Below are 12,195 nucleotides of genomic sequence, written 5' to 3'. Positions count from 1 at the left end.
CGTCCCTCGCCGGCTGAGCCGCTGCACTTGCGAAAACTGGCTTTCTGCGCCTAGACATCCGCCATGCGCGACGATGATCTGCGGATCATCTGTCGTGCATGGGAGGAAGTGGCAAGAATTGGCCGAACAATGCGCTCGCTGAAGGTTCGGTTCGCCCTGCTCCTCGGCAGCACGGCCCTGCTCGTCGTCCTGGCGGCCCTCGGCGTGCTGTGGTCGATCGGGGCGGCGGAGCGCACCATCGACCGGACCCTGGCGGCACAGGGGCGTCTCGAACTCCTGGTCGAATTGTCGGGCCGCATGACCCAGTACGGTCTCGCCGCCCTGGAGGCGGTGAGCAATCCGGACGCGCAGCCGGAAGGCCTGTCGGTTGCCCGCACTAACGTCGATCGCGCCCTGGTCGCCGTCGACGAGGCCCTGGGACGCAGCATCGCGGTCAGCGACGATCCCCTCGACCGGACGCAGTACGCCGCCCGTTCGCGCCCCCTGGCGCAGCTCCGCTCGGCTCGTGCCGTCCTCGACCGGCAGGTCGCCCAGATCTTGCGCCGGTCCGAGGACGAGCAGCGCAAGGGCGCGATCCGCGGCGCCCTCAACGGCTTCGGCGCCATGACCGGCCAGCCCCTCTCCTTCCTCATCGAAGTGGAGCGCCGTTCGATGATCGCGGGGTCGGATGCCGCGCGCGACCTGTCCGCGACCCTGCGGGTGGCGTCCCTGGCGGCGGTGGCGGCGGCGCTGGCCATCGTGTTCGGACTGTACCGGGCGGTGACGCGCCCGACGCTCGCGCGCATCGCGGCGGTGCGTCAGGCGGCGAGCGCCGTCGGCCGGGGCGAACTCGACACCCGCCTGTCCGTGGCGACCCGGGACGAGCTCGGCCTGCTCGTCGCGAACTTCAACCGCATGGCCGCCCGGCTCGCCCGGCGCGAGGGACGCCTCGCCGCCGACCGGGCCGCCCTGGAGGATACGGTCGCGGCCCGCACCACGGACCTGCGCGCCGCCAACGCGCGCCTGGAGGCCGTGGACCGTTCGCGCCGGCGGTTCTTCGCCGATGTCAGCCACGAGCTGCGTACGCCGCTCACCGTGATCCTGGGCGAATGCGACATCGCTGCCCGATCGGCCGGACGCCCCGGCATCGACTACGCGCCGGTGTTCTCCACCATCCGCAAGCGTGCCCTGCGGCTTCAGCGCCGGGTCGAGGATCTGCTCCGGGTGGCCCGTTCGGAATCCGGTCAGATCGAGCTCGACCGGCGGCCGGTCCTCGCCTCGGCGATCCTCGCCGACGCCGTCGAGGGCATGGCCTCCGAGGCGGCCCGCCGCCGCGTCGGCCTCGTCCTGGAACCCATCGCCACCGATGCGGTTCTCCTGGCCGACCGGGAATGGCTCCGTCAGGTTCTGGAAAGCCTGGTCGACAACGCGCTGCGGCATGCCCGCGGCCTGACCCGCGTCACCCTCGCGCTTTCGGTTTCCCTCGACGGCGTGGCGACCGTCACCGTCACGGATGACGGCCCCGGCTTTCCGGAGACGGGCGACGCCCTGTTCGAGCGCTTCCGTCGCGAAAGCCCGTCCGGCGAGAGCGGGTTCGGCATCGGCCTGGCCCTGGCGCGCTGGGTCGTGGAGCGGCATGATGGTGCGATCCGCTTGGGGGCCGGGCCTCAGGATCGCGGGGCGCAGGTCGCCCTCGCACTTCCCGTTTCCGACGAAGCAGCGTCGGCCTCCCATCGGACAGAGAAGGAAACCACGGCATGACGCGGGTCTTGATCGTCGAGGATGACAGCGACATTCGCGCCATGCTCGCGCGTGGCCTCGAGGCGGAAGGGTTCTCCGTGGGGGTCGCCGGCTGCGTCGACGATGCCCTCATCGCGGCGCGCGACTCGGCGCCGGAGGCCGTCGTCCTCGACATCACCCTGCCGGACGGCTCGGGCCACGATGTCTGCCGCTCGCTCCGCGAAGGCGGCTACCCCGGTCCGATCCTGTTCCTGTCTGCCCGCGACGAGGTCCGCGACCGCGCCGAAGGCCTGGCGCTGGGCGCCGACGACTACATCGTCAAGCCGTTCGTGTTCGACGAGCTCCTCGCCCGCCTGCAGACGCATCTCCTGCGCCGCAAGGAATCCGACGAGCCCCGCACCATCGTCACCGCCGGCCGCCTCGTCCTCGACCTCAACATCCGGCAGGTCGGCTTCGCGGATGCGACGGCGCGCCTCACCCCGCGCGAGGCCGAGCTCCTGGCGCTCCTCATGGACAAGGCCAACCAGCCGGTGTCGCGCGGCGACATCTTCGACAAGCTCTGGGCGGGCCAGGGTGGCCTGTCGCTGAATGTCGTCGATGTCTACGTGGGTTACCTGCGCACCAAGCTGTCGGACTTCGTTCGCTTGGGCGGCCCGGTCATCGTGACGGTCCGCGGACGCGGCTTCATGCTGGACCTCAAGGGACAGGATTTCCGGCACTGAGGGCGCGCCGCGTAAGCGCTTTCTGAGAGGATAGCGGGAGAAACCGGCAATTTAACGCTTGCCCTGCCGGGCGGAATTGTCGATATAGCTCCCGCGACAGAAACCACTGCGCCGTCAGTGTCTTACGATCTTCTTAAGGTCGATCGGGGCGCTGCTGTTCAAAAGAAACTCTGGAGAAACACCATGACCTGGGCTGCCCCCGTCGTTTCCGAGATCTGCGTTGGCATGGAAGTCACGAGCTACGAGTCGGCTGAGATCGATACCTTCAACTAAGGTTGTCGGAGCGAGCCTGAGGAGCGGGACAGCGTCGGTTCAGCCATGCATGTCGTGATCCTCGGCTCCGCCGCGGGCGGCGGCCTTCCCCAGTGGAATTGCCGCTGCCCCATCTGCTCCCTCGCCCGCGAGGATTCCACCCGCGTGAGGCCGCGGACCCAGTCGAGCATCGCTGTGTCCCCCGATGGGGATCGCTGGCTCCTGGTGAACGCCTCCCCCGATATCCGCCAGCAACTGTTCGACACTCCGGTGCTGCACCCGCGCGAGGGGCTGCGCCACTCGCCGATCCATGCCGTGCTGCTCACCAACGGCGACGTCGATCACGTCGCCGGCCTGCTGACCCTGCGCGAGGGCCAGCCCTTCACCCTCTACGGGACGGCCGGCATCCTCGATTCGGTGAACGCCAACCGGGTGTTCGACGTGATGGCCGACGGGGTCGTCGCGCGCGAATCCATCGGCCTCGATGCGGCCTTCGAGCCGGTGCCCGGGCTCACCGTCACCCTGTTCTCCGTGCCCGGCAAGGTGCCCCTCTGGCTCGAGGGGGAGACCGTGGACCTCGGCGCCGAGACCGAGACCACCGTCGGCGCGATGATCGAGGCGGGGGGCAAGCGGCTCGCCTACATTCCCGGCTGCGCCCGCGTCACCGACCGCCTCAAGGCCCAGATCACGGGCGTCGAGGCCCTGTTGTTCGACGGCACCGTTCTGCTCGACGACGACATGATCCGCGCCGGCGTCGGCACCAAGACCGGATGGCGCATGGGCCATGTGCCGATGACGGGCGAGAACGGCTCCATCGCGGCGCTCGCCGACATCGAGATCGGCCGCCGCGTCTTCGTGCACATCAACAACACCAACCCGGTACTGGTCGAGGATTCGGCCGAGCGCGCATCCGTCGAAGCCGAGGGCTGGACCGTGGCCCATGACGGTCTGAGCCTGTCCCTCTGACGGCCCGCGGCGGCCTGCACCGGACCCGGTCGCACCGATTGTCGGGTGGGACACGCTGGCAATTTACTGCCCCAGCACCTATGTGGTGCGCAATATAATTGCGTTCGTGGTGTCGTTGGCCTGACAGGGATCACGACACCATCTAGAAGATGCGCCCAGGAAACGCCCACCGTTGGAGCCGGACAACGCCCATGACCGCGCCTTTCCCTACGCCCGTCGCCGATGAGACCCAGCGCCTCCTGAGCCCCGAGGAACTCGCGGCGGCCCTGCGCGACATCGGCGCGAAGCGCTACCACAACCTGCATCCGTTCCACCGCCTGCTGCACGACGGCGAGTTGAACAAGGATCAGGTCCGCGCCTGGGCGCTCAACCGCTACTATTACCAAGCCATGATCCCCATCAAGGACGCGGCCGTGCTGGCGCGGATGGAGGATGCGAGTCTTCGCCGGATCTGGCGCCAGCGCATCGTTGATCACGACGGTGATGCGCCCGGTGACGGCGGCATCGAGCGTTGGCTTAAGCTCGCCGAGGGCGTCGGTTTTTCGCGAGCCTATGTGGAATCGACCGAAGGCATCCTCTCGGCGACCCGGTTCTCCGTGGACGCCTACGTCCACTTCGTGAAGGAGCGCTCGCTGCTGGAGGCCATCGCCTCCTCGCTCACCGAGATGTTCTCGCCGACCATCATTTCCGAGCGCGTCGCCGGGATGCTGAAGAACTACGACTTCATCACCAAGGACACCCTGGCCTACTTCGACAAGCGCCTCACCCAGGCGCCCCGCGACGCGGATTTCGCCCTCGACTACGTTCAGAAGCACGCCACCACGCCGGAGCTTCAACGCCAGGCGATGGCGGCGCTCACCTTCAAGTGCAACGTGCTGTGGACGCAGCTCGACGCCCTGTATTTCGCCTATGTCGCCCCAGGCCTCACCCCGCCCGACGCCTGGACCCCCGGCACCGGTCTCGTCCCCGAGACCGTGACCGCGCAGGCGGCCGGTACCGGCACGCTGGGTCCGCACGACGTGCCGCGCCTGCCGCGCGGCGTGCGCCTGCGCCACGACACCGTGCGCGGCGAGCACGTGCTGCTCGCCCCCGAGCGCACCTTCGACCTCGATGCCAACGCCGTGGCGGTGCTCGAATTCGTCGATGGGACCCGCACCGTGCGCGACATCGCCGGCCTGCTGGCGGAGAAATTCACCGCCGACCGCGCGGTGATCGAGGCCGATATCCTCGTCATGCTGAACGACCTCGCCACCAAACGGGTTCTTGAGCGATGAACGCGATCACGCCGACCGCCCCCGTCCTGCCGGCGCCCGTCGGGCTCCTGGCCGAACTGACGCATCGCTGCCCCCTGCGCTGTCCATATTGCTCGAACCCGCTCGAACTCGACCGGCGCTCGGGCGAACTCGATACGGCAACCTGGCAGCGGGTGTTGACGGAGGCGGCGGCTTTGGGCGTGCTCCACGTCCACCTCTCCGGCGGCGAGCCGACGGCCCGCAACGACATCGTCGAGATCACTCAGACCTGCGCGAAGCTCGGCCTGTACTCGAACCTCATCACGTCCGGCGTCGGCGGAGCCCTGGCCAAGCTCGACGCCCTCTACGACGTCGGCCTCGACCACGTGCAGCTGTCGGTGCAAGGGGTCGATGCGGCCAATGCAGAAAAAATCGGCGGGTTGAAGAACGCGCAGCCGCAGAAAATGGCGTTCGCCGAGCGGGTGACCCAGCTCGGCCTGCCGCTGACGCTCAATTCCGTCATCCATCGCGGCAACATCCACGAGGTCGAGGGCTTCATCGATCTCGCCGTGAAGCTCGGGGCCAAGCGCCTGGAGGTGGCCCACACCCAGTATTACGGCTGGGCCTACGTCAACCGCGCCGCTCTGATGCCGAACAAGGCCGAGGTCGATCGCTCGATCCGCATCGTCGAGGCGGCGCGCGAGCGCCTCAAGGGCCAGCTCGTCATCGACCTCGTGGTGCCGGACTACTACGCGAAGTACCCCAAGGCCTGCGCCGGCGGCTGGGGACGCAAGCTCATGAACGTGACGCCGGCCGGCAAGGTGCTGCCCTGCCACGCCGCCGAGACCATCAAGCAGCTCGAGTTCTGGTACGTCACCGACCACTCGCTCGGCGACATCTGGGCGAACTCGCCGGCCTTCACCGCCTATCGCGGCACGGATTGGATGCAGGAGCCCTGTCGCTCGTGCGACCGGCGCGAGAAGGATTGGGGCGGCTGCCGCTGCCAGGCGTTGGCGCTCGCCGGCGACGCCGCCGCCACCGATCCGGCCTGCTCGCTCTCGCCGCTCCACGCCAAGGTGCGGGATCTCGCCACGGAAGAGGCGGCCGAGACCCCGCCCGACTACACCTACCGGACCATCGGCAGTAACGTGCAGCCCAACGTGCGTACGCCGCTCAACGAGGACGTGTCCCTTTGAAGTCTGCGACCCTTGCCGCACTGCTGATGCTGACGGCCACTGCCGCCCTGGCCCAGAGCACGCCCCCGACCGAGGCTCCGGCCGTCGCCAAGGCCAGCACGGGCGCTCCGAACGCCTCCGACCTGCTGTTCGAGCGGCCGCAGATGCAGAACGTGCCCCCCGGCACGAAGCTCACCTACGGCTACATCCGCCGCAGCGGGATCTCGAAGGGCCCGTTCGGGCCGCCCCTGGACGATACGATCAAGCTGGGCGTCGAGGCCGGAAAGAGCGCGGACAGCCGTGATATCCGGGTCGAGATGTTCTCGGGTGCCAACCGCTTTCCCGCCGGCCCGTTCGAGAACATGCCGGGCAACCCCGTGATGACCCTGTTCCTGGAGCATCACCTCATCGACATGGCACGGGTGCTTTCGGCCAACCCCCGCTACATCAAGAATGCCATCCGCAAGGGGCTTCGCGACAACGCGACGGTGACGCCGACCACCATCGACTACAAGGGGCGGACGGTGTCCGCTTGGCGCATCGAGACGCAGCCCTTTCTGGACGATCGGATGAAGGAGCGCATGCGCGGGATGGAGAACATCCGCTATACTTTCGTGACGTCCGATTCCGTACCCGGCGAACTCGTCTCCATCGAGGCGCAGTCGAAGAACGCCGAGGGTGGCGAACTCCTGGAAGAGAACCTGGCCTATGTTCCGAACGCTGGTTGAGCGTCTCGCCCTCCCCGCCCTTCTCGTCGCCGGCCTCGCCGGTCCGTTGCAGGCGGCGGAGTTGGAGAACGACTATCCGACCGAGACCCGGGCCGATTACATCTTCGGCTGCATGGCGGCGAACGGGCAGTCCCGCGAATCCCTGTCGCGCTGCTCGTGCTCCCTCGATGCCCTGGCGTCGATCCTGCCCTACGACCGTTACGTCCAGGCCAGCACCGTGCTGTCCATGCGTCAGGGCATCGGTCAGCGCGCCAACGAGTTCAAGTCGACCAAGGTTTTCGACGACAAGGTCGCCGAGCTCCGCCGGGCGCAGGCCGAGGCCGAGATCCGCTGCTACCGCGGCGGCGCCTGACGATCCACACGGCAGGAACGCCCGGACCCGACGCCATCCATGGGGAAGGATCGCCGCCGTCCCGGGCATTAACGCGAGCCTGCCCCCCGATACGCCCCGTGGACTGCTACCGGTCGGTCCACGGGGCGTTCTCCTGAATGGTTCAGCTCTCGCCGCGCGCCACCCGGGCTTCGTATTCCGGCAGCTCGATCTGGCCTTCCTTGGCGACGCGCGCCTTGTCTTCCTCGGGGATCACGTCGGCCACCATGTCGAGGCGCTTCCAGAGGGCCAGCGGCGTCTCCTTGTCGGGCGTCGGCACGTACTTGTTCTGTGCCACCTTCTGGTACTTGTGGATGTAGCGCGGGCAGTTGACCCACGCCTTGGTGACCTCGACCCGCACGAGATACTTGGCCTCGGTGTACTCGGCCATCAGGGGATCGTCGCGCAGCATCCGGGCATGACCCTGGACGCGGACCCGATGCGGGGTCTCGAAGTCGATGAACAGCAGGCCGACCTTGGACTGACCCTCGATGTTGCCCATCGAGTACCACATGCCGTTTCCGTCGAAGCCCGGGAAGACGAGGGTGTTGTCGTCCAGCACCTTCACGAAGCCAGGGCTGCCGCCCTTGTAGGAAACGGTGGGCATGCCGTCCGGATCGACGGTGGACAGGAAGAACATGTCCCGGCTGTTGATGAAGGCGGCCTCGTCCTTGCCGATCCCGTCATGCACCCAGCCGGTGTCGAGGCGCTCGGCGAGCTTGACGGTGTTGTACTCTTCCTGAAGCGCGCGATGCGCGTCGTAGTAGAGCGATGCCATGGGTGTCCTCCGTGTGTCGGCCGCTCTCAAGTCGGGCGACCGTTGCGGAGCATGATCGCGAATAACCTGCCCGAGTACAACAGGCGGGGCGTCCCGGTCGCGCCCACGTGAGCGCGCTGCGGGCTGCGGTTCGCGTATGAAAAAGCCGGCGCCGCTGTCGCGACGCCGGCTTCATCCTTGGGGCGCAGCCGAGCAGAGCACGGCTGCGCCATCCCGAAAAGAATCAGTTCTTGGCCTTGTCGACGAGGGCCTTCTCGGAAATCCACGGCATCATGCCGCGCAGCTTGGCGCCGACTTCCTCGATGGGGTGGGCGGCGAGCTTGGCGCGGGTGGCCTTGAACGAGGTCTGGCCGACCTTGTTCTCCAGCATCCAGTCGCGGGTGAACTTGCCCGACTGGATGTCGTTGAGGACGCGCTTCATCTCGGCCTTGGTCTCCGGCGTCACGATGCGCGGGCCGGTGACGTACTCGCCGTACTCGGCGGTGTTCGAGATCGAGTAGTTCATGTTGGCGATGCCGCCCTCGTAGATGAGGTCGACGATGAGCTTCACTTCGTGGAGGCACTCGAAATAGGCCATCTCGGGGGCGTAGCCGCCCTCGACCAGGGTCTCGAAGCCGGCCTTGATCAGCTCGACGAGGCCGCCGCAGAGCACGGCCTGCTCGCCGAACAGGTCGGTCTCGCACTCTTCCTTGAAGGTGGTCTCGATGATGCCGGCGCGGCCGCCGCCATTGGCCGAGGCGTAGGACAGGCCGAGGTCGTGGGCGTTGCCCGAGGCGTCCTGCGCGATGGCGATCAGGGTCGGCACGCCGCCGCCCTTGAGGTACTCGCCGCGCACGGTGTGGCCGGGGCCCTTCGGGGCGACCATGAGCACGTCGAGGTCCTTGCGCGGCTCGATGAGGTTGAAGTGCACGTTGAGGCCGTGGGCGAACAGGAGGGCGGCGCCCTGCTTCATGTTCGGCTCCAGGGACTCCTTGTAGATGTCGCCCTGCAACTCGTCGGGAGTGAGCATCATGACGACGTCGGCCTGTTTGGCGGCATCGGCGACGTTCATCACCGTGAAGCCCTCGTGCTCCGCCTTCTTGGCGGTGGCCGAGCCCTCGCGCAGCGCGATGACGATGCCCTGCACGCCGGAATCGCGCAGGTTGAGCGCGTGGGCATGGCCCTGGCTGCCGTAGCCGACGATGACGACCTTCTTGCCCTTGATCAGGTTCAGGTCGGCGTCACGATCGTAATAGACCCGCATGGCGGTACCTTCTCTTTTCTCTCGATTGAGCATGAGTGCGCTCCGGCGCCCTCATCTGAAACAGCATCCGCGCGGCCGTGCGATCCGGGCAGCTTTTAGCGAGACGATTCCCTTGACGAAAGGGGAATCGTCATCCGAGCGGCGTTCTACGGGCCTTACGCGGGCAGGCGCAGCTCTTTACGCGGGCAGGCGCAGACCTTCGCGGGCAAAGACGGCCCGCACGGCGGGGCGCGCCGCCATGGCGCGGGCATGCGCCGTCCAGTGGGGAAAGCGCTCCGCCATGTCGAAGCCGAGGGCCGGGCCACGGCCCCAGGTCCAGAACAGCAGCAGGTAGGGATCGACCACGCTGTAGCGGTGCCCCAAGGCCCAGCCGCCGTTGGCGAGCCGAACGTCCGTCATGGTGAAGAGGTCGCCGCAGGTATCCGCGCCCTTGGCCGCGATGGCCGGAAACGCGTCCTCGTCGGCGGTGTAGCGCTCCGGCCGCCGGACATGGGCATAGGCGATGTGATGGTTCGTCGAGAGCCATGCGAGCCACTCGTCGGCGCGTGCCTGATCGCGCGAATCCTCCGGCCATAGGCCCGCCTCCGGATGGAGGCGCGCGACGTGGCGCAGGATCGCCGTGTTCTCGGTCAGCACCCAGCCCTCCTGCAAGCCCCCTTGCACGAGAGCCGGCACGCGCCCGCGCTCGTTGACGGCGAGGTACTCCGCCGCACGCTGATCGCCCTTGGCCAGATCGAGCCGAACGGTCTCGAACGGCGTGCCGGTCTCCTCCAGGGCGATGTGCGAGGCCAGCGAGCAGGCGCCGGGGGCGTAGTATAGGGTGGTCATGCCGATCTTCGTTTCCACGCATTCAGAGATCGAGGTGCAGACCAAGAAGGTTTGCGACTGTGCCTCGGACATCCTTCAGGACATCCGCGGGGACTTTCCCTATCGGTCGGAAGCCACGCATCGTGCGATCCACGCGACGGATCTGATCGCACAACACGGCGCCGCTCACGGCGAGTCCGTCCGGCAGGATGACTTTGGTCGGCCAGGGAGCCACATTCGACGTCGCCGCACAGATGATCGCGGTGGCGTTTCGCTGGTGGAAGCCCCGGTTGGTGAGAAAGAGCGCCGGCCGCACACCGGATTGCTCGCGGCCCAGAGTCGGGCACAGGTCAACCCAGACGAGATCCCGGGCATCCGGCAGGGCCGCCTCAGCGGCTCCAATCGTCATGGATGATCTCCGTGCCGACGTCCGGCCCCCAATCAACGAGCTCCGGCCGATTATTCGGGCCGAGACGATCCATCTCCGCCAACATCTCGTCGAGTGTGGGGACACGGCCGCGTGGGCTGATCTCTACGATCTGCCCATCGCTCAATCCGTTCTCGCGACCCACCTTCGCGGGAATCCGGATCACGAACTCATCCCCTGTCCGGTTGAGCTTGGCCTTCATGACGAGAGCCCCTTCCTCCGGAGGCAGGACAGTACCACCGTCGAGAGAAAAGCCTCACATCGCCTCCGACCCACGTCCCATGGCGGCGATGCCCGTGCGCGAAATCTCGACGAGCCCGATCACCGTCATCAGGCCAATGAAGCGGTCGATTTCCTCGGTGGTGCCGGTGACCTCGAACACGAAGGAATTCAGGGTCGCGTCGAGGGTCTTGGCCCCGAAGGCGGCCGCGAGGGTCAGGGATTCCGTGCGGTGCTCGCCGGTCCCGGCCACCTTCACGAGGCAGAGTTCGCGCTCGAGGGACTGGCCCTGAAGCGTCAGGTCGACCACGCGGTGCACGGGGACGAGGCGGTCGAGCTGTGACTTGATCTGCTGGATCACCGCATCGGTGCCCGTGGTGACGATGGTGATGCGCGAGATGTGGCGCGCGACCTCGGTCTCCGAGACGGTCAGGCTCTCGATGTTGTAGCCGCGACCCGAGAACATGCCCGAGATGCGGGCGAGCACGCCGGGCTCGTTGTCGACGATGACCGCGAGGGTGTGCCGGTTGATGGGCTCGACCCGGCCGGCGTCGGGGTAGTGGGTGTTCATCGCATTCATGGCTTGCCCCAGTTCCAACTCTTCGCTTCTTCGCCCATCCGGGTCCATGCTGGACCCGTTCCAGACGTCATGATACCGCGCCGCCATGGACAGTCGCCAGCGCACGCTCGCCGCCGTGAGGCCCCACGGCCGGACCGGCGTCGAACTCGGTCCCCTCGACCGGCCCCTCGTGCACCGCGGCGACGGCGACATCCTCTACGCCGACCATCTTTCGACGGACGACCTCGCCCGGAAATACGCCGGCCATGCCGCCGCCGGCCCGCGGGCCCGCGGCGCCCTGGTGGAGGTCGATCTCGTCCTCGACCGCCAGACCCTCGCCCAAGCCCTCGGAGACCGTGGTCCCGTGGACTACATCGTCGCCTCGCACGTCATCGAGCATCTGCCCGACCCCGTCGGTTGGCTGAGGGATTGCGCCGAGGCCCTGCACGAGGATGGCCTCCTGTTTCTGGCCGTCCCGGATATGCGCTTCACCTTCGATCGCGGCCGCACGCTCACCACCGTCGGCGACCTCGTCGGCGCCTCCCTCACCCGCCCCACGGGCCCGAGCCCGGCCCAGGTCTACGAGCATTTTTCCCGCGCGGTGCAGGTGGATGCCAAGGCCGTCTGGGCGGGACGCGAGACCCGCTTCCCCCTGTTCACGGGACACGGGCCCGAGGCCGGCCTGGAGCATGCGCGGCGTATCCACGAGGCGGGCGGCACGATCGATGTGCATTGCAGTGTCTTCACCCCCGACAGCTTCGTGTCCGTCCTCGGCGAGGTGATCGCCATCGGTCTGGTGCCGTTCGCCTTCGCCGAGTTCACGCCGACGCAGCCCGGCGAGATCGAGTTCTTCGCGCTGCTTCGCAAATGCGAAGGACTCGCCCCGGCCAAGCGAGCGGCGTTCACCTCTCGGTCCGACCGGCCGGCTCCGCGTCCGGCCGCGCCGGGCTGGCGCAGCCGCCTGTCCAACGCGCGCCGCCTCGGCGTCCCGCGCTAGG

The 12,195-nt window shown here is 67.7% G+C and carries 15 protein-coding genes; 9 read left to right on the top strand and 6 right to left on the bottom strand.

What is annotated here, in order from left to right; genetic code table 11:
- The first annotated feature begins 129 nt into the window (after window positions 1-129).
- The 8 genes from ASF25_RS13575 (at window position 130) to ASF25_RS13540 (ending at window position 7,146) form a co-directional block, all read left to right on the top strand.
- Complete coding sequence (locus ASF25_RS13575; protein ID WP_056175193.1) at window positions 130-1,740, top strand: HAMP domain-containing sensor histidine kinase; 1,611 nt, start codon at window positions 130-132, stop codon at window positions 1,738-1,740.
- The gene (locus ASF25_RS13570; RefSeq protein ID WP_056095386.1) at window positions 1,737-2,441 is read left to right on the top strand and encodes a response regulator transcription factor; all 705 of its coding nucleotides are present in this window, start codon (window positions 1,737-1,739) and stop codon (window positions 2,439-2,441) included. Before ASF25_RS13575 ends, ASF25_RS13570 begins: the two co-directional genes overlap by 4 nt.
- A gap of 183 nt (window positions 2,442-2,624) precedes the next feature.
- The gene (gene pqqA, locus ASF25_RS13565; protein ID WP_018043604.1) at window positions 2,625-2,714 is read left to right on the top strand and encodes a pyrroloquinoline quinone precursor peptide PqqA; all 90 of its coding nucleotides are present in this window, start codon (window positions 2,625-2,627) and stop codon (window positions 2,712-2,714) included.
- 45 nt (window positions 2,715-2,759) lie between these two features.
- Window positions 2,760-3,659 carry a pyrroloquinoline quinone biosynthesis protein PqqB gene (gene pqqB / locus ASF25_RS13560; RefSeq protein ID WP_056305171.1) on the top strand — a complete coding sequence of 300 codons (900 nt, stop codon included), beginning with the start codon at window positions 2,760-2,762 and terminating at the stop codon, window positions 3,657-3,659.
- 191 nt (window positions 3,660-3,850) lie between these two features.
- Complete coding sequence (gene pqqC / locus ASF25_RS13555) at window positions 3,851-4,933, top strand: pyrroloquinoline-quinone synthase PqqC (protein WP_056175199.1); 1,083 nt, start codon at window positions 3,851-3,853, stop codon at window positions 4,931-4,933.
- The gene (gene pqqE / locus ASF25_RS13550) at window positions 4,930-6,087 is read left to right on the top strand and encodes a pyrroloquinoline quinone biosynthesis protein PqqE (RefSeq protein ID WP_056175203.1); all 1,158 of its coding nucleotides are present in this window, start codon (window positions 4,930-4,932) and stop codon (window positions 6,085-6,087) included. Before pqqC ends, pqqE begins: the two co-directional genes overlap by 4 nt.
- A gap of 26 nt (window positions 6,088-6,113) precedes the next feature.
- A complete protein-coding gene (locus ASF25_RS13545) occupies window positions 6,114-6,794 on the top strand; it encodes a hypothetical protein (RefSeq protein ID WP_056305169.1) in 681 nt (226 codons plus the stop codon).
- Window positions 6,775-7,146 (top strand): hypothetical protein, encoded by a 372-nt coding sequence (locus ASF25_RS13540; RefSeq protein ID WP_056305168.1) that lies wholly within the window; start codon window positions 6,775-6,777, stop codon window positions 7,144-7,146. Before ASF25_RS13545 ends, ASF25_RS13540 begins: the two co-directional genes overlap by 20 nt.
- Window positions 7,147-7,288: 142 nt before the next feature.
- On the opposite strand, the gene ASF25_RS13535 is transcribed toward ASF25_RS13540, so the two are convergent.
- The 6 genes from ASF25_RS13535 to ilvN form a co-directional block, all read right to left on the bottom strand.
- Window positions 7,289-7,942 (bottom strand): pyridoxamine 5'-phosphate oxidase family protein, encoded by a 654-nt coding sequence (locus ASF25_RS13535; protein ID WP_056175212.1) that lies wholly within the window; start codon window positions 7,940-7,942, stop codon window positions 7,289-7,291.
- A gap of 223 nt (window positions 7,943-8,165) precedes the next feature.
- Window positions 8,166-9,185 carry a ketol-acid reductoisomerase gene (gene ilvC / locus ASF25_RS13530; protein ID WP_056175215.1) on the bottom strand — a complete coding sequence of 340 codons (1,020 nt, stop codon included), beginning with the start codon at window positions 9,183-9,185 and terminating at the stop codon, window positions 8,166-8,168.
- A gap of 177 nt (window positions 9,186-9,362) precedes the next feature.
- Complete coding sequence (locus ASF25_RS13525; protein ID WP_056305278.1) at window positions 9,363-10,013, bottom strand: glutathione S-transferase N-terminal domain-containing protein; 651 nt, start codon at window positions 10,011-10,013, stop codon at window positions 9,363-9,365.
- Window positions 10,014-10,035: 22 nt separating this feature from the next.
- The gene (locus ASF25_RS13520; protein WP_056305166.1) at window positions 10,036-10,401 is read right to left on the bottom strand and encodes a type II toxin-antitoxin system PemK/MazF family toxin; all 366 of its coding nucleotides are present in this window, start codon (window positions 10,399-10,401) and stop codon (window positions 10,036-10,038) included.
- Window positions 10,382-10,621 (bottom strand): hypothetical protein, encoded by a 240-nt coding sequence (locus ASF25_RS13515; protein WP_056305164.1) that lies wholly within the window; start codon window positions 10,619-10,621, stop codon window positions 10,382-10,384. Before ASF25_RS13515 ends, ASF25_RS13520 begins: the two co-directional genes overlap by 20 nt.
- Window positions 10,622-10,675: 54 nt before the next feature.
- Window positions 10,676-11,218 (bottom strand): acetolactate synthase small subunit, encoded by a 543-nt coding sequence (gene ilvN / locus ASF25_RS13510; RefSeq protein WP_056175221.1) that lies wholly within the window; start codon window positions 11,216-11,218, stop codon window positions 10,676-10,678.
- Between the two features lie 85 nt (window positions 11,219-11,303).
- On the opposite strand from ilvN, the gene ASF25_RS13505 reads away from it, so the two are divergent.
- Window positions 11,304-12,194: a methyltransferase domain-containing protein gene (locus ASF25_RS13505; protein WP_056305163.1), complete on the top strand. Its 891-nt coding sequence runs from the start codon at window positions 11,304-11,306 to the stop codon at window positions 12,192-12,194.
- The last annotated feature ends 1 nt before the right edge of the window (window position 12,195 follow it).

This window comes from Methylobacterium sp. Leaf100 (assembly GCF_001422845.1).
Lineage (GTDB): Bacteria > Pseudomonadota > Alphaproteobacteria > Rhizobiales > Beijerinckiaceae > Methylobacterium.
The sequence above is the reverse complement of the archived record's forward strand: the minus strand, read 5'-3'. Positions and strand labels throughout refer to the sequence as shown.

Coding starts and splice junctions, on each gene's coding strand:
- ASF25_RS13545 (WP_056305169.1), top strand. CDS start 6,114: ATGCTGACGGCCACTGCCGCCCTGGCCCAGAGCACGCCCCCGACCGAG.
- ASF25_RS13515 (WP_056305164.1), bottom strand. CDS start 10,621: ATGAAGGCCAAGCTCAACCGGACAGGGGATGAGTTCGTGATCCGGATT.
- ASF25_RS13575 (WP_056175193.1), top strand. CDS start 130: ATGCGCTCGCTGAAGGTTCGGTTCGCCCTGCTCCTCGGCAGCACGGCC.
- pqqE (WP_056175203.1), top strand. CDS start 4,930: ATGAACGCGATCACGCCGACCGCCCCCGTCCTGCCGGCGCCCGTCGGG.
- ASF25_RS13540 (WP_056305168.1), top strand. CDS start 6,775: ATGTTCCGAACGCTGGTTGAGCGTCTCGCCCTCCCCGCCCTTCTCGTC.
- pqqA (WP_018043604.1), top strand. CDS start 2,625: ATGACCTGGGCTGCCCCCGTCGTTTCCGAGATCTGCGTTGGCATGGAA.
- ilvC (WP_056175215.1), bottom strand. CDS start 9,185: ATGCGGGTCTATTACGATCGTGACGCCGACCTGAACCTGATCAAGGGC.
- ASF25_RS13520 (WP_056305166.1), bottom strand. CDS start 10,401: ATGACGATTGGAGCCGCTGAGGCGGCCCTGCCGGATGCCCGGGATCTC.
- ASF25_RS13505 (WP_056305163.1), top strand. CDS start 11,304: ATGGACAGTCGCCAGCGCACGCTCGCCGCCGTGAGGCCCCACGGCCGG.
- ASF25_RS13535 (WP_056175212.1), bottom strand. CDS start 7,942: ATGGCATCGCTCTACTACGACGCGCATCGCGCGCTTCAGGAAGAGTAC.
- ASF25_RS13525 (WP_056305278.1), bottom strand. CDS start 10,013: ATGACCACCCTATACTACGCCCCCGGCGCCTGCTCGCTGGCCTCGCAC.
- pqqC (WP_056175199.1), top strand. CDS start 3,851: ATGACCGCGCCTTTCCCTACGCCCGTCGCCGATGAGACCCAGCGCCTC.
- ASF25_RS13570 (WP_056095386.1), top strand. CDS start 1,737: ATGACGCGGGTCTTGATCGTCGAGGATGACAGCGACATTCGCGCCATG.
- pqqB (WP_056305171.1), top strand. CDS start 2,760: ATGCATGTCGTGATCCTCGGCTCCGCCGCGGGCGGCGGCCTTCCCCAG.
- ilvN (WP_056175221.1), bottom strand. CDS start 11,218: ATGAATGCGATGAACACCCACTACCCCGACGCCGGCCGGGTCGAGCCC.